At 74.0% G+C, this 15,036-nt stretch carries 14 protein-coding genes and 1 pseudogene; 5 read left to right on the top strand and 10 right to left on the bottom strand.

All coding sequences use genetic code 11. The features are described 5' to 3' along the window. Positions 1-19 precede the first annotated feature (19 nt). Both EV374_RS07250 and EV374_RS07245 read left to right on the top strand, forming a co-directional pair. Positions 20-592, top strand: a pseudogene (locus EV374_RS07250) (GNAT family N-acetyltransferase); the annotation flags it as partial. Positions 593-867: 275 nt separating this feature from the next. Further along, a complete protein-coding gene (locus EV374_RS07245; RefSeq protein WP_132232850.1) occupies positions 868-1,248 on the top strand; it encodes a VOC family protein in 381 nt (126 codons plus the stop codon). Positions 1,249-1,253: 5 nt separating this feature from the next. Here the strand turns inward: EV374_RS07245 and EV374_RS07240 are convergent, their stop codons facing one another. The 7 genes from EV374_RS07240 to truB form a co-directional block, all read right to left on the bottom strand. Then, positions 1,254-1,748: a GNAT family N-acetyltransferase gene (locus EV374_RS07240; RefSeq protein ID WP_132232848.1), complete on the bottom strand. Its 495-nt coding sequence runs from the start codon at positions 1,746-1,748 to the stop codon at positions 1,254-1,256. Between the two features lie 48 nt (positions 1,749-1,796). Beyond that, positions 1,797-2,570, bottom strand: a complete 774-nt coding sequence (dapB, locus tag EV374_RS07235; protein ID WP_132232846.1) for a 4-hydroxy-tetrahydrodipicolinate reductase — start codon at positions 2,568-2,570, stop codon at positions 1,797-1,799. A 203-nt stretch (positions 2,571-2,773) separates the two neighbouring features. Next, positions 2,774-4,198, bottom strand: a complete 1,425-nt coding sequence (locus EV374_RS07230) for a M16 family metallopeptidase (protein WP_132232844.1) — start codon at positions 4,196-4,198, stop codon at positions 2,774-2,776. A 49-nt stretch (positions 4,199-4,247) separates the two neighbouring features. Beyond that, positions 4,248-6,635: a polyribonucleotide nucleotidyltransferase gene (locus EV374_RS07225; protein WP_132232842.1), complete on the bottom strand. Its 2,388-nt coding sequence runs from the start codon at positions 6,633-6,635 to the stop codon at positions 4,248-4,250. A gap of 225 nt (positions 6,636-6,860) precedes the next feature. Next, positions 6,861-7,130, bottom strand: a complete 270-nt coding sequence (gene rpsO, locus EV374_RS07220; RefSeq protein ID WP_121396038.1) for a 30S ribosomal protein S15 — start codon at positions 7,128-7,130, stop codon at positions 6,861-6,863. 181 nt (positions 7,131-7,311) lie between these two features. After that, entirely contained in the window at positions 7,312-8,241 is a 930-nt protein-coding gene (locus tag EV374_RS07215) for a bifunctional riboflavin kinase/FAD synthetase (RefSeq protein WP_132232840.1), read from the bottom strand. A 63-nt stretch (positions 8,242-8,304) separates the two neighbouring features. After that, positions 8,305-9,189, bottom strand: a complete 885-nt coding sequence (truB, locus tag EV374_RS07210; RefSeq protein WP_132232838.1) for a tRNA pseudouridine(55) synthase TruB — start codon at positions 9,187-9,189, stop codon at positions 8,305-8,307. Positions 9,190-9,427: 238 nt separating this feature from the next. Here truB and EV374_RS07205 point away from each other — a divergent pair, with 238 nt between their 5' ends. From EV374_RS07205 to EV374_RS07195, 3 genes are read left to right on the top strand one after another with little or no spacing between them, the layout of a single operon-like run. Continuing rightward, on the top strand, positions 9,428-10,441 hold the full coding sequence (locus EV374_RS07205; protein ID WP_132232836.1) for a hypothetical protein: 1,014 nt from the start codon (positions 9,428-9,430) through the stop codon (positions 10,439-10,441). Positions 10,442-10,458: 17 nt separating this feature from the next. Beyond that, positions 10,459-10,758, top strand: coding sequence for a hypothetical protein (locus EV374_RS07200; protein WP_132232834.1), 300 nt, complete (start codon positions 10,459-10,461; stop codon positions 10,756-10,758). Positions 10,759-10,768: 10 nt separating this feature from the next. Beyond that, entirely contained in the window at positions 10,769-11,851 is a 1,083-nt protein-coding gene (locus tag EV374_RS07195; RefSeq protein WP_132232832.1) for a hypothetical protein, read from the top strand. 3 nt (positions 11,852-11,854) lie between these two features. Here EV374_RS07195 and EV374_RS07190 read toward each other — a convergent pair whose 3' ends face one another. The 3 genes from EV374_RS07190 to EV374_RS07180 all read right to left on the bottom strand — a co-directional run bounded on the left by EV374_RS07190 (position 11,855) and on the right by EV374_RS07180 (position 14,788). Further along, positions 11,855-13,180, bottom strand: a complete 1,326-nt coding sequence (locus EV374_RS07190) for an MATE family efflux transporter (protein ID WP_132232830.1) — start codon at positions 13,178-13,180, stop codon at positions 11,855-11,857. A 46-nt stretch (positions 13,181-13,226) separates the two neighbouring features. Next, the gene (locus EV374_RS07185; protein WP_486485623.1) at positions 13,227-14,180 is read right to left on the bottom strand and encodes a DMT family transporter; all 954 of its coding nucleotides are present in this window, start codon (positions 14,178-14,180) and stop codon (positions 13,227-13,229) included. A 338-nt stretch (positions 14,181-14,518) separates the two neighbouring features. Then, entirely contained in the window at positions 14,519-14,788 is a 270-nt protein-coding gene (locus EV374_RS07180; RefSeq protein ID WP_486485622.1) for an SAM-dependent methyltransferase, read from the bottom strand. Positions 14,789-15,036: the final 248 nt, after the last annotated feature.

The following is a 15,036-nucleotide window of genomic DNA, read 5'->3' as shown; positions in this document are numbered from 1 at the left end:
CTGCGTAGGCTTCCGTCCCATGGCTCTCGGGTACGTCCGCCCGGCGCGTCCGGAAGACGCCGGCGAGATCGCACGCATCCAACTCGCGACCTGGCGGGTCGCCTATCGCCGGATCCTGCCCCGGCACGTGCTCGACAACCTGGACGAGGCGTGGCTCGCCAGGCGGTGGAGCGCGGCCGTGCAGGAGCCGCCCTCCGGCGCCCATCGGGTGCTGGTCGCCGTCGAACAGGCCGAGCAATCCTATCTGGTGGGGTTCGCCGCCTCCGGTCCGGCCGACGCCGAGGCGCTCGCCCCGGGTGAGCCGGCGGAGGTCCTCGGGCCGGACGTCGCCGCGGTGACGGACCTGCTGGTGGAGCCGCGCTGGGGCCGGCGGGGGCACGGCAGCCGGCTGCTCGCCGCGACCGTCGACCTGTGGCGTGCCGACGGGTTCACCCGCGCGCTGGCCTGGGCCTTCGACGGCGACGCGGCGACCCGGAAGTTCCTCACCAGCACCGGCTGGGAGCCCGACGGCGCGGCCCGCGCGCTGGACGTGGAGGACATGCTCGTCCCGCAGGTGCGGCTGCACGTGGCGGTGCCGGGGGAGGCGGATCCGGCGGACGCGACGCCCACCGAGGCGACGCTCCCGGACCTGACGCCGGGTGCGTCGTCACCGACACCGGCGACGCCCGCCGACTGACCTGCCCCGGGCCCCGGGCCCGGTGGCGCCGGCCCGGAGCGCACCGGGACCGGGCGTTCCCGCGCCCGGAGCGCACCGGGCCGCGCGTTCCGGCCCGCCGGTGCCGGCGATCCGCCGGACACTGTCGGGGGTGTCGCCTACCGTGACCCCATGGTCGCGGTGACGGCGTCCACGAGAGGGAGGCATCGGGCATGTTCGCGGACACGATGGCGTGGAGCAGTTTCTCGGTGGACGACCCCGGCCGGGCCGAACGGTTCTACGCCGACACGCTCGGCCTGCGGGTGTCGCGGGACGATGCCATGGGCGGCCTGCTCACGTTGCACCTCGCCGGGGGCCGGGACGTGATGGTCTACCCGAAGGCGGACCACACCCCCGCGGCCCACACGGTGCTCAACTTCCCCGTCGACGACGTCGACCGGGCCGTCGACGAGCTGACCGCGCGTGGGGTGCGGTTCGCGCACTACCCCGGCATGCCCCATGACGACAAGGGCGTCATGCGCGGCAACGGGCCGACGATCGCGTGGTTCACCGACCCGGCCGGCAACATCATGTCGGTGATCGAGGAAGGCTGACCCGGTCAGGCGCGCGGCGAGCCCTGGGTGGGCGCAACGAGTTCGACGACCAGTTCGTCGTCCTCCATCGCCCCGGTGGGCACGAAGCCGAGGCTCGTGTAGAGGCGGGCGGCCTGGGCGTTGTCGGGGTGGTAGGAGAGCCGGACGGGGTGACCGCCGTCCTGGCCACCCAGCCACGCGGCCAGGGTGCGCACGGCCGCCCGACCGACGCCCCGGTCCTGTTCGGCCGCGTCGATCACCATGCCGCCGATCCAGCGGGACCCGTCATCGTCGACACCCCACATGACATGCCCGGCGACGGTCTCGTCCGCGTAGACCGCCAGTGAGGTCCACACGTCGGAGCGCATGGTCAGCAGCAGATAGCGGGCGGCCAGCGCCGCCACCCACCCGCGCTGGTCGTCGCGCGGGGCGACGTCGGCCACCGCCCGCCAGTTGTCGTCGTCCACCGGGCGCAGGGTCACCCGGCGCCCGGCCCGGTCGGAGAGTCCAGAATCGATCACCCGGGCAGCCTAGGGGCCGCCCGGCCGCCGCCGCGACCGCTTTGCGCGTCAGTCGAGCAGGGCGTCCAGGCCGACGGTCAGCCCGGGCCGGGTGCGGACCGCGCGGACGGCCAGCAGCACGCCGGGCATGAACGAGACCCGGTCGTACGAGTCGTGCCGGATGGTCAGCGTCTCCCCCACGGTGCCGAAGAGCACCTCCTGGTGGGCGACGAGGCCGGTGGCGCGTATGGCGTGCACACGTACCCCGTCGATGTCGGCGCCCCGGGCGCCCGCGACCTCGTCCTTGGTGGCGTCCGGCACCGGGCCGAGGCCGGCCTCGGCGCGGGCGGCCGCGACCAGCCGCGCGGTGTGCGTGGCGGTGCCGCTGGGGGCGTCCAGCTTGCGGGGATGGTGCTGCTCGACGATCTCGACCGACTCGAAGTGCCGGGCGGCGCGGGCGGCGAACTGCATCATCAGCACCGCGCCGATGCCGAAGTTGGGGGCGATCACCACGCCCACCCCGGGCTTGTGGGCCAGCCAGCCGCGCACCCGCTCCAGCCGCTGCTCGGTGAAGCCGGTGGTGCCGACCACCGCGTTGATGCCCTGGTCGATGCACCAGTGCAGGTGGTCCATGACGACGTCGGGGGTGGTGAAGTCGACGACCACCTCGGCCCCGGCGTCGGACGCGGCGAACAGGCCGTCGCCCTCGTCGACCATGGCCACCAGCTCCATGTCGGCGGCGGCGTCCACGGCCCGGCACACCTCGACGCCCATCCGGCCCCGGGCGCCCAGCACACCGACCCGGATCAGCTCGTCCGGGCTCTTCTCCTGCTCGTCAGTCACGGGGCACAACCTATCCCAATCGGGACGCGCGCATCCGGGCGGACCGTCAGCGGCCGGGACGCCACTATCCGGGCCGACCGTCAGCGGCCGGGACGCCACCATCCGGGCCGACCGTCAGCGGCCGGGACGTCACCATCCGGGCCGACCGTCAGCGGCCGGGACGCGCGCACCCGGGCGGGCACCGGGCGGGAGTGCGGGACGGGTCAGCGGGCGGCGAAGTCGTTCGCGCCGAACGGGCCGACCACGGCCAGCGACATCGGCCGGCTCAGCAGCTCGGCGGCCAGGGTGTTGACGTCGGCCACGGTGACCGCGTCGACCCGGCCGAGCAGCTCGTCTACCGGCATCAGGTGGCCGTAGAGCAGCTCGCCCTTGGCCAGCCGGCTCATCCGCGAGCCGGTGTCCTCCAGCCCCAGCACGAACGAGCCCTTGCTCATCCCCTTGCCGCGGGCCACCTCGGCCTCGGTCAGGCCGTCGGCGGCCACCCGGGCCAGTTCGGCCCGGGTCAGCTCCAGCACCTCGTCGACCTTGCCGGGGGCGCAGCCGGCGTAGACGGCGAAGAGGCCGCTGTCGGCGTACTGGCTGGCGTAGGAGTAGACCGAGTAGGCGAGGCCGCGCCGCTCGCGGATCTCCTGGAACAGGCGGCTCGACATGCCGCCGCCGAGAATGTTGTTGAGCACGCCGAGCGCGAAGCGCCGCTCGTCGAGCCGGTCGATGCCGGGGCAGCCGAGGATGACGTGCGCCTGCTCGGTCTCCTTCGGCTCCACCAGGGTGGTGGCGGGCTTCGTGCGTACGGCCGGGGTGGCCGACCGGTGCGACGCGGGCGTCGCCGGGTCGGTGTCCAGCGGGGTGCCGTGCAGCGCCTGGCGGACCAGCTTGACCACCGTGGCGTGGTCCAGGTTGCCGGCGGCGGCGACGACGATCTGCGGGGCGGTGTAGCGGCGGCGGTAGAAGCCCTGGATCTGCCGCCGCGTCATCGGGGTGACGGTCTCCTCGGTGCCGGAGATCAGCCGGCCCAGCGGGTGGTCGCCGTAGACGGCCCGGGCGAAGAGATCGTGCACCTCGTCGCCGGGCTCGTCGTCGTGCATGGCGATCTCTTCGAGGATCACGCCCCGCTCGGTCTCCACGTCGGCCGGCTCCAGCAGCGAGTCGGCGACCGCGTCGCACATGACGTCGATGGCCAGCGGCAGGTCCTCGTCCAGCACGCGGGCGTAGTAGCAGGTGTATTCCTTGGTGGTGAAGGCGTTGGTCTCGCCGCCCACCGCCTCGATCTCGGCGGAGATGTCGAGCGCGCTGCGCTTGTTGGTGCCCTTGAAGAGCAGGTGCTCCAGGAAGTGGGCCGCGCCGGCCTGCGGGCCGGTCTCGTCCCGGGAGCCGACCGCGACCCAGACGCCGAACGAGACGCTGCGCATCGCGGGGATCGCCTCGGTGAGCACGCGCAGCCCGCTGGGCAGCACGGTACGGCGTACCGTGCCGCCCAGCGGGTCGTCGCTGATGGTGCGGGTCACCGCCCGGGCGGCGCCGCCGGAGCGGGCCGTCCCGGCGCCCCGGTGCGAGGCTCCTGCGGGGCCCGGGACGGACGCCACCCCCCGTCGATCCGGCGGAAACGGCGCGCTGACGGCCCGACTCACGTGTTGCTCCCAGATCGACGAGGGGTGGGTGATGCGATGGTGCGGTGCGTCAGCTGCGCCGGGTGCGGCGACGCGGACGCTCGCCGCCCTCGCCACCCTCGCCGCCGCCTTCGCCGCGCTCGCCGCCGCCGCCCGGGCCACGACCGCCCCGGTCGCCGCCGCGCTCACGGTCGCCCCGGTCGCGCGGAGCCCGGTCGTCCCGGTCCCGGCCGGCCGGACGCTCGCCGCCAGCGGCCTCGCCGGCGGCCGGCGCCTCGGCCCCCTCCGGGCGGACCTTGTCCAGGTAGATCTTGCCGCGGGCGTCGATGTCCGCGATCTCGACCTCGACCCGGTCGCCGACGTTGAGGAAGTCCTCGACCCTCTCGACCCGCTTGCCGTCGCCCACCTTGGAGATGTGCAGCAGGCCGTCGCGGCCGGGCAGCAGCGAGATGAACGCGCCGAACGCGGCGGTCTTGACCACCGTGCCGAGGAAGCGCTCCCCGGCCTTCGGCAGCGTCGGGTTGGCGATGCCGTTGATCCGGTCCACCGCCGCCTGGGCCGACGGGCCGTTGGTGGCGCCGACGTAGATCGTGCCGTCGTCCTCGATGGAGATCTCGGCGCCGGTCTCGTCCTGGATCGCGTTGATGGTCTGCCCCTTCGGGCCGATCACCATGCCGATCTTGTCGACCGGGATCTTGACGGTGGTGACCCGCGGGGCGTACTCCGACATCTCGGCCGGGGCCTCGATCGCCGCCTGCATCACGCCGAGGATCGTCTGCCGGGCCTCGTACGCCTGCTGCAGCGCGGCGGCCAGCACGTCCGACGGGATGCCGTTGAGCTTGGTGTCGAGCTGGAGCGCGGTGACGAACTCGGGCGTGCCGGCGACCTTGAAGTCCATGTCGCCGAACGCGTCCTCGGCGCCGAGGATGTCGGTCAGCGTCACGTACTCGGTCTTGCCGTCCACCTCGTCGGAGATGAGCCCCATGGCGATGCCGGCCACCGGCGCCTTCAGCGGCACACCGGCGGAGAGCAGGCCCAGCGTCGAGGCGCAGACCGAGCCCATCGAGGTGGAGCCGTTGGAGCCCAGCGCCTCGGAGACCTGCCGGATGGCGTAGGGGAACTCCTCGCGCGACGGCAGCACGGGGATCAGCGCCCGCTCGGCGAGCGCGCCGTGGCCGATCTCGCGCCGCTTCGGCGAGCCGACCCGGCCGGTCTCACCGGTCGAGTACGGCGGGAAGTTGTAGTTGTGCATGTAGCGCTTGCGGTTCTCCGGGGACAGGGTGTCCACCATCTGCTCCATGCGCAGCATGTTCAGCGTGGTGACGCCCAGGATCTGGGTCTCGCCACGCTCGAACAGCGCCGAGCCGTGCACCCGGGGCAGCACGCCGACCTCGGCGGTCAGCGGGCGGATGTCGCGCGGGCCGCGGCCGTCGATGCGGACCTGCTCGCGCAGCACCCGGTTGCGCACCTCGGACTTGGTGAGCGACCGGAAGGCGGCGCTGAGCTCCTTCTCGCGGCCCTCGAAGCGACCGCCGAGCTCCTCGGCGACCTTGGCCTTGATGCGGTCGAGGGCCTCCTCGCGGTCGGCCTTGCCGGCGATCTGGAGGGCCTCGGCGACCTCGGCGCGGGCCAGGTCGGCCACCGCCTCGAAGACGTCGTCCTGGTAGTCGAGGAACACGGGGAACTCGGCGACGGGCTTGGCGGCCACCTCGGCCAGCTCGCTCTGCGCGCGGCACAGCTCGCGGATCGCCGGCTTCGCGGCCTCCAGTCCGCTGGCCACGATCTCCTCGGTCGGCGCGGTCGCGCCGCCCGCGATCAGGGTCACGGCGTGCGGCGTCGCCTCGGCCTCGACCATCATGATCGCGACGTCGCCGTCCGGCAGGGAACGGCCGGCCACGACCATGTCGAAGGTGGCCCGGGCCAGCTCCTCCAGGGTCGGGAAGGCGACCCACTGGCCGTCGATGTGCGCGACCCGGGTCGCCCCGATCGGGCCGGAGAACGGCAGGCCGGAGAGCTTGGTCGACATCGAGGCGGCGTTGATCGCCACGACGTCGTAGGGGTGCTGCGGGTCGAGCGCGAGGATGGTCTCGACGACCTGGACCTCGTTGCGCAGGCCCTTGACGAAGGACGGGCGCAGCGGCCGGTCGATCAGCCGGCAGGTGAGGATCGCGTCCTCGCTGGGGCGGCCCTCGCGGCGGAAGAACGAGCCGGGGATGCGGCCCGCGGCGTACATCCGCTCCTCGACGTCGACGGTCAGCGGGAAGAAGTCGAACTGCTCCTTCGGCTGCTTGCCGGCGGTGGTGGCGGAGAGGACGACCGTCTCGCCGAGCTGGGCGACGACGGAGCCGGCGGCCTGACGGGCCAGCCGGCCGGTGGAGAAGGTGATCTCACGGGTGCCGAAGGACCCGTTGTCGATCACGGCGGTGCGGGATTCGGTGCCGAGGTTGGTCTCGGTCATGGTGCTGTCGTGCTCCTTCGCATCGGGGGCCCACGACGCGGGGAGCTGCTCAGACGGCCGGTCTTCGATCGAAGCGCCCGGGTGGCCGGCGCTAGGCCGGGGTGCCCGGGGGCCACTACCGGAGACCGGTACGCTGACCGGCTCCCTTTCAGGTGGTCGCGCGGCCCGGTTTTCGTGTGGCGGCGAAGCGGGGGAGCGGCCCGGTCGGGCCACTCCCCCGTCACGTCACCGGCGCAGACCGAGCCGCTCGATGAGCGACCGGTAGCGGTTGATGTCCTTCTTCTGGACGTAGTTGAGCAGCCGACGGCGGCGGCCGACCAGCAGCAGCAGCCCACGGCGGCTGTGGTGGTCGTGCTTGTGCACCTTCAGGTGCTCCGTCAGCTCGGCGATCCGCTTGGTGAGGACCGCGACCTGCACCTCCGGCGAACCGGTGTCGCCGTCGGCGGTCGCGTACTCCGCGCGGATCTTGGCCTTGGCTTCCTGGTCGAGCGCCATGTTCTCCCTGTTTCGTGGGTTGTTCGATGATGTCCGTCGGATCGGTCAGTGGACCGGAAACGGACCGGTACCTCGCACCCGCGGCGTCGTGCAGGCACGCGAGGCCCCACGTCGGTCAGCCGACGTCCCCGCCAGACTACCAGCCCTGCCGGGCGGCGGCCTGTCAAGGGCCGCGACGCGGTCAGCCGAGCACGCGCCGGGTCCGCTCGACGTCCTGGTTCATCTGGGCGATCAACGGCTCGATCGCGTCGTAGCGGATCTGCCCGCGCAGGTGCGCCACGAAGTCCAGCGCCAGCCGCTCGCCGTAGAGGTCGCCGGTGAAGTCGAGCACGTACGCCTCCACCCGCCGCTCCCGGCCGGAGAAGGTCGGGTTGGTGCCGACCGACACCGCCGCCGCCAGGGGCTCGGCGTGGCCCCGGCGCACCAGCCGGGCGGCGTAGACGCCGTCGGCGGGCACCGCCGCGTACCGGTGGCAGAGCAGGTTGGCGGTGGGGAAGCCCAGCTCGCGGCCGCGCTGGTCGCCGCGCACCACCACGCCCTCCACCCGGTGCGGGCGGCCGAGCGCGGCGGCCGCCGCCGTCACGTCCCCCGCGTCGACGCAGGAGCGGATGTACGTGGAGGAGTAGACCGTGCCCGCCTCGGCGACCAGCGGGGCGCCCTCCACGGCGAAGCCGAAGGTGCGCCCGAGCCGCTCCAGCAGCGCCACGTCGCCGGCGGCCTTGTGCCCGAAGCGAAAGTTGTCGCCCACCACGACCAGCGCGGCGTGCAGGTGCTCGACCAGGATGTCGTGCACGAACGCCTCGGCGGGCAGCCGGGAAAACTCCGGGGTGAACGGCACCACGCAGAGCACGTCCACGCCGAGCGCCTCGATCAGCTCCGCCTTGCGGGCGGTCTCGGTGAGCACCGCCGGGTGTGAGCCGGGGCGCACCACCTCGGCCGGGTGCGGGTCGAAGGTGACCACCACCGACTGCACGCCCAGCTCGCGAGCCCGGGACACGGCGTGCCCGATGGTCGCCTGGTGTCCCTTGTGCACACCGTCGAAGACGCCGATGGTGACGACCGACCGCCCCCAGCCGCCGGGCGCCGCGTCGTACCCCCGCCACCGCTGCATGCCGCTCCTCCCCTGCCTTCCGCGGCGGCCCGCACCGGCCGCCGGTCCTACACCCCGCCCCCGTCAGGCGGGGGCGAGCACGATCTCCGCGCGGGCCCGGCCGTCCCGCTCGCTGACGATAGCGATCAGCCCGCCGTCGGGGCCGAAGACCGCGTAGGGGCCGGCGATTCCCACCGGGTCGAGCGGCCCGCCGTGGGAGAGCACCTTCGCCTCGTCGGCGCCGGCGTCGCGGCGCGGGAAGAACCGGTCGGCCGCTGCGGCCAGCGGCAGGTTCACCACCTCGGGGGCGCGCTGCTCCAGCTCGTCGAGGGTGGCGGCCTCCGCGAGGGCGAAGTTCCCGACGGCGGTACGGCGCAGCGCCGTCAGGTGCCCGCCCACCCCGAGCGCCAGGCCCGCGTCGCGGGCGATCGCCCGGATGTACGTGCCGGAGGAGCAGGTCACGTCGATGTCCACGTCGACGACGTCGGGCGCGTCGCGGCGTACCGCCAGCAGCTCCAGCCGGGACACGGTGACCCGGCGGGCGGGCAGCTCGACGCTCTCCCCCTCGCGCACCCGCTTGTACGCCCGCTGCCCGTCGACCTTGATGGCGCTGACCGCGCTCGGCACCTGGTCGATCTCCCCGGTCAGCGCGGCCAGGGCCGCCCGGACCGCCTCGTCGGTGACCTGGCCGGCCGGGGTGGTGGCGATCACGTCGCCCTCGGCGTCGTCGGTGACGGTGGCCTGGCCGAGCCGGACGGTGGCCGTGTAGCTCTTGTGCGCGCCGATCACGTAGGTGAGCAGGCGGGTGGCCCGCCCGACCCCGATCACCAGGACGCCGGTGGCCATCGGGTCGAGGGTGCCGCCGTGCCCCACCCGGCGGGTACGCGCCAACCGGCGGATGCGCGCCACCACGTCGTGCGACGTCATGCCGCCGGGCTTGTCGACCACGATCAGACCGTCTGTGCTCACGACACCCAAGCCTGCCAGACCGGGCCGGACGCCCCGCCGCCGGAGCCGCTCGCCCGCCCGCGTGGCGACGGAGTCGCTTCCCGCCCGTACGGCGGCGGTGGCCGCCTCCGGTGGTCGGCCGATGTGCCGTCAGCCACTCGGGCGGGATCACGGCGGCAGGGGCGTACGGGATCACGTCCCGGGCGGCCGGGTGCGAAGATCATGCGCCCTCGACGGACCGTTCACCAAGGACATGCCGATGACCAGTCCCCCACCGGTGGACGAGCCGTCCCCGCCGAGCCGGCCGGCTCCCCTGACATCCGACGACGAGCCGGGGCAGGTTCCGGAGTGGCTGCGTCAGCCGGCCGAGGAGCATCCGGTCGGCACCCTGGAACGGCTCCGCCTGTTCTGGGAGGAGCACACCCGGGCGGTCACCGCCGTGGTCGGCGGCGGACTGGTCCTCGTCCTCCTGCTCGGCGTGGGGTGGTTCGACCTGTGGCGACGGGCCGGGGAGACGCCGCGCAGCTACCCGACGACCAGCCCGCCGCCGGGCGTCTCCGCGACGAGCGCCGCATCGCCCGCACCGCCCGCATCGCCCGCCGACAACTTCGCGGGCACCCCGGCGGCGGCCTTCGCCAAGGGGGCGGCCGGGATCACGCTGCCGCCCGCCCGGCGGACGGGTGTGTTCAGCGCCACCGAGGTGGCTGCGGCCCTCGCGGACGTCCGCGCGGCGATGCTGCTCGCCCGGCTGGACCGGAAGTTCCTGGCCGGCGGCGAGCTGGACCGGTTCGTGCGGATGTTCGCTCCCGCGACCCGGTCGAGCATGCGGGCCGACTTCCGCGACGACTCCTTCGCCACGTACGCGACCCGGCTGGCGCCGGGTGCCCGACTGACCGCCGACCAACCCCGGGTCAAGGGACGGGTCACCTACCGGGCGACCCGGGACAGCGACGGCATCCGGGTGCTGGAGATCACCACCAACTTCGTCTGGGCGTACGCGTTCCGCACCCTCGACCCCACTCCGGGTGCCGGGGTGGTGGTCGTCCACGACACCGTCGTCTGGCACGTGCCGCATCCCGACGACGTCGCGAAGGCGGGCGTCGGGCTCTGGCTGATGGAGGCGGACTCGTACGCCTCGAACATGGACTGCGCGTCGTTCGACAAGGGTCTGCTGGATCTCGGCGCCCCGAGCTACGGCCTTCCGGTCGACACGGAGGACCCGGACGCGATGTTCGACCCCGATCGTTCGCTGGACGTCGCGGACACCTGCTGAGCCGGACCGGAGCACTCATGACACCAGACACACGACGCGCGCACGACCACCACGCCCGGGTCGACCTCCCGGACTGGATGCGTAACCCGACACCACCGCGACGGACCCTCGGCCGTCGCGTCACCGACCTCGTCGAGCGGCTGCCCGTGCTGCGTACGGCCCGGCGGTCACTGTGGCGGTGGCGGGACCGCGAAAGGCTGACCGAGTCCCGCCCGGTGGTCACGGTCGCCGTGTTCCTCGTCACCGCGACGGTGACGTTCGCCCTGGCCGCCGGGTTCTTCTACTGGCTCCACCTGAGCCTGCGCGACACACTCTGAGGCGGACGAGATGCACACCGACCCATTCGCCGGCACTCCCGGGACCGCCGATCAGGCGCCGCCAGCCGAACGCCCCTCCCCCGCCGACGGGCCGCCGGCCGCCGACCAGCCGCCACCCGCCAGTGCGGCCGAGGGGCGACGAGAGGTCCTGTTCGCCGAGGCCGAGCCGGTGCGGCTGCCCGACTGGATGCGGTCGAGGGGCCCGGATCACCAGCCGACCGGGCTGGACCGGGTGCGCTTCTTCCAGGCCCGGCACAACGGCCCGCTGGCGGTCGGTTTCGCGTTCGCGCTGGCGCTGCTGATGGTCGTCGCGGCCGGGTGGATGGTCGTCCAGGTGGCCGACTGGCGTCGCACGGCGACCGTCGCACCGAGCGCGAGCGCGACGCCCGAGCCGATCAGCGCCGTCGGCACCCCCCGCGATCTCTTCGCCGGCACCCCGGCGGCGTCCTTCGCCCTCCGGGAGAAGGCGATCGTCCTGCCGGCGGCCACCGCCCAGGGCCCGTTCGACAAGGTCCAGGTACGCGCCGCGCTCGACTCGGTACGGAAGGCGCTCATCGAGAGCCGGCTGGAGACCGCGATGCTGGTCGGCAACACCGAACCCTTCCTCGGCCTGCTGGCGCCAGACTCCCGCGCGGAGATGCGGCCGCACTTCGACAACGCCCGTTTCCTGCACGTCGCCACGAGGATCGGATCCCAGGCGGACTGGGAGTACGACATCCGCGCGCAGGGACGGATCGGCTACCGCGCCAGGACGGTGGCCGGGGTCCGCCTGCTGGAGGTGACCACCGAGTTCGTCTGGGCGTACCCGTTCGACGTGATGCGCCGGGCGCCGGCCGGTGCCGGCCTGGTGGCGGTCCGGGACCGGGTGGTCTGGCAGGTGCCGCACCCGAAGGACGTTCCGGCGTCGTCCCGAGGGCTCTGGGTGGCGTCCGCGAAGGCCGTCACCTGGAACGCCGACTGCGCCTGGCTGCGCGACGGCTGGGTGAACGTGATGCAGTGGCTGCCGGACCTGCACGGCCCTCGCGTGCCGGGCGGTGATCCGGGCGACTTCTTCGACCTGGCCGCCCCGATGGCGTCCACCTCGAGGTGCTGAGGCTCAGCGCACCGCGCCGACCACGGCCCAGGCCCCGGAGCGCAGCCGCAGCAGCAGGGCCACCAGCCGGAGCACCACGAAGAGCGTGAGGCCCGCCCAGATGCCGCCGAGGCCGAGGTCGAGCCCGTACGCCAGCCAGATGGCGGGCAGGAAGCCGCCGAGCGCGGCCAGGATGGTGAGGTTGCGCAGGTAGCGGACGTCGCCCGCACCGATCAGCACGCCGTCGAGGGCGAACACGACGCCGGCCAGCGGCAGCATCGCCACGAACCACGGCCAGGCGAGCATGGCCTGCTCGCGTACCTGCGGATCGGAGCTGAACCAGCCGGGGACCACGCCGGCGCCGGCGGCGACGAGCACGGCGAACGCCACGCCGCAGACGCCGCCGAGCAGCCCGATCCGGCGGGCCAGGTCCCGGGCCGCGGCGGCCTCGCCGGCCCCGAGGGCGGCGCCGACCAGGGACTGGGCGGCGATGGCGAGCGCGTCGAGCACCAGGGCGGTGAAGAACCACAGTTGCAGGGCGATCTGGTGCGCGCCGACGGCGGCGGCCCCGAAGCGGGCGGCGACGGCGGTGGCGGAGAGGAAGCTGGCCTGGAACGCGACGCCCCGGATCAGCAGGTCCCGGCTGAGCGCCAACTGCTGCCCGATCAGCCTCGGGCGGGGGCGCAGCGAGACCCGTTCGGCGACCAGTGCCCCGGCGAAGAGCACCCCGCCGATGCTCTGCGCGATCACGTTGGCCACGGCGGAGCCGACCAGTCCGAGCCCGGCCGGGTAGACCAGCAGCGGGCAGAGCACGGCGGAGAGCACGTTCGGGCCGAGCACGAACATCAGCGGGCGGCGCATGTCCTGCACGCCGCGCAGCCAGCCGTTGCCGGCGGCGGCGAGCAGCAGCCCGGGCGCGCCGAGCGCCGCGACCCGCAGCCACTGCGCGGCGGCGTCGGCCACCTCGCCGGGGCCTCCGGCGAGGGTACGCGCCAACGCCCCGCCGCCGATCTGCATGCCGAGCGCGACCAGCACCCCCACCCCGAGGGCCAACCACGACGCCTGCACGCCCTCGGCGACGGCGGACGCCCGGTCGCCGGCCCCGAACCGTCGGGCCGACCGCCCCGTGGTGCCGTACGCGACCACGGTGCCGAGCCAGGCGATGAGCGTCAGCACCGTGCCGCCGACGGCGAGGGCGGCCAGTGGCACCCGGCCGAGGTGCCCCACCACCGCCGTGTCCACGAGCACGTAGATCGGCTCGGCGGCCAGGACCACCAGCGCCGGCAGTGCCAACGCGGCGATCCGGCGGGGCGCGACGGCGCGGGGTTCGAACGCGACGGATTGGCTCATCGCCGCCGATCCTGGCACGGTCAGGTAAGGATCGCAAGCGGCATGGTTACTTACCAGGAGAGAGATGGACGACGGTCACCGCGCCGAGCAGGAGCACTCCCCCGACGAGCACCGGCACGGGCAGCGACTCACCCACGATCCAGCCCGCGAGCAGCACGGCGGTGAGCGGCTCCGCCAGGGTGGCCAGCGCGGCGGCGCTGCCGGTGATGCTGCGCAACCCGGCGTAGAACAGGGCGTACGCCGCCGCCGTGGTGACCACTCCGAGGTGGAGCAGCAGGCCGATCGGCACGATCCGGGCCGGAACGCCGATCCCCTCGGCCAGCGCGATCGGGGCCAGCGCCAACGCGCCGACCGCCGCCGACACGGTGGTGAGCGCCATCGGCGCGACGCGCTGTGCGGCGTGCCGGCTCAGCACCGTGCTGGCGGCGTAGCCCACCCCCGAGCCGAATGCCGCGAGCAGCCCGAGCAGCGGGCGCGGCGCGGTGGTGCCCGGCTCGCCGACCGACACCGTGATCAGCACGAGGCCGATGACGCCCGCCACCAGGGCGCCCAGCATCGTCCGCCCGGGCAGCCGCCGGGCACGTAGCGACTCCCAGCCGAAGATGAGGACCGGGGCGAGCCCCAGGCTGACCACGGTGGCCACCCCGACGCCGCCCGACGCTACGGCGAGGAAGTACAACGCCTGGTAGCCCCCGAGCCCGATCCCGACGCCGACGAGGGCGACCGGTTCCGACCGCAGCGCCGCGAGCACCGGCCCGAGGCGGCGCGCGAGCAGGGCGACCAGCACCAGCGCGCCGATGGCGAGGCGGTGGAACCCGATGGCCGTCGGGGTGAGCGTGGTCGACTCGCGGACGAGCTGCACGGCGACGCCGGTGGTGCCCCACAGCACGGCGGCGCCGGTGACGTACAGCAGCCCTCGACGTACGCCGCCGGACTGGTCGCGGCGCGGGTGGGGGTTGGACGGGGACGCGGACAGGTGGGACAGGGACGTTCGGGACACAGCGGCGCTCCAGGGCGGGTCGAGACGTTGACAGGAGACGACGTCTGTCGGAGCGCACGCACGACGAACATGAGGCGGGGCGTTTCCACCCGGGTTCTGCGGGGCCGTCGCTCAGACGGGCCACCGTGCGGAGGACCGGCGGCAGTCCCGCACGCGGGGACGCGGCCGGTGGTCGGGCGCTCCGGTCAGGAGCGCGGCGGGGGCAGAACGCCCTGGAACGGCCTCATACCCGCACCCTAGCGCACCACCGTCCCGGCCTGCCCCGGGGTTTCGGTGCCCGTCGGCGGCTCGGGCTGGCCGTCGAAGTACTCCGCCATCAGGCGGTCGACCCACTCCGGTTACCGGACACCTTCCGGAAGGAACTGCCGCATCACCGGCTTGACGTCGAGGACCGGGGTGCCGTCGACCGCGTCCAGCCCGCGTACCCGCAGCTTTCGGCCGCCTGCCGAGACGACTTCGCAGACGGTGCAGCCGATCCGGTTGGGCCGTCGCGGACCGCGGCCGGCGAACACCCCGACCTCGGGCAGGTCGGCCCGGCCCCGGGGACGCGACGGCGGCCGGTAGTCCTGCCGTTCGGCGAGGCGGTCGAAGAAGAAGACCACCTTCACGTGGGCGAAAATCCCGGGCAGCCAGGCGGGAGGTCGGCACAGGGCGGGCGGAGGTCGGGCGTGTCGTGGTAGCCGTCCAGCACCTACGCCGGCCGGTCGGCGGGTTCGGCCACCGTAGTCCGCCAGCGGGCGTCGCCCGGGGCCACCCAGCAGGGCTGCCGGTACTGCCGGTCCACGTGGATCAGTGGAAGGCCGAGCCGGCGGGCGACCTCGCGGGACAGGGTGCTCCTACCGGCGCCCGCGTTGCC

This window comes from Micromonospora sp. CNZ303, from assembly GCF_004345505.1.
The sequence above is the reverse complement of the archived record's forward strand: the minus strand, read 5'-3'. Positions and strand labels throughout refer to the sequence as shown.

What these genes read in the sequence shown, in the direction of transcription:
- EV374_RS07245 (WP_132232850.1), top strand. Translation starts at nt 868, where the DNA reads ATGTTCGCGGACACGATGGCGTGGAGCAGTTTCTCGGTGGACGACCCC.
- EV374_RS07225 (WP_132232842.1), bottom strand. Translation starts at nt 6,635, where the DNA reads ATGACCGAGACCAACCTCGGCACCGAATCCCGCACCGCCGTGATCGAC.
- rpsO (WP_121396038.1), bottom strand. Translation starts at nt 7,130, where the DNA reads ATGGCGCTCGACCAGGAAGCCAAGGCCAAGATCCGCGCGGAGTACGCG.
- EV374_RS07215 (WP_132232840.1), bottom strand. Translation starts at nt 8,241, where the DNA reads ATGCAGCGGTGGCGGGGGTACGACGCGGCGCCCGGCGGCTGGGGGCGG.
- EV374_RS07205 (WP_132232836.1), top strand. Translation starts at nt 9,428, where the DNA reads ATGACCAGTCCCCCACCGGTGGACGAGCCGTCCCCGCCGAGCCGGCCG.
- EV374_RS07200 (WP_132232834.1), top strand. Translation starts at nt 10,459, where the DNA reads ATGACACCAGACACACGACGCGCGCACGACCACCACGCCCGGGTCGAC.
- EV374_RS07195 (WP_132232832.1), top strand. Translation starts at nt 10,769, where the DNA reads ATGCACACCGACCCATTCGCCGGCACTCCCGGGACCGCCGATCAGGCG.
- EV374_RS07190 (WP_132232830.1), bottom strand. Translation starts at nt 13,180, where the DNA reads ATGAGCCAATCCGTCGCGTTCGAACCCCGCGCCGTCGCGCCCCGCCGG.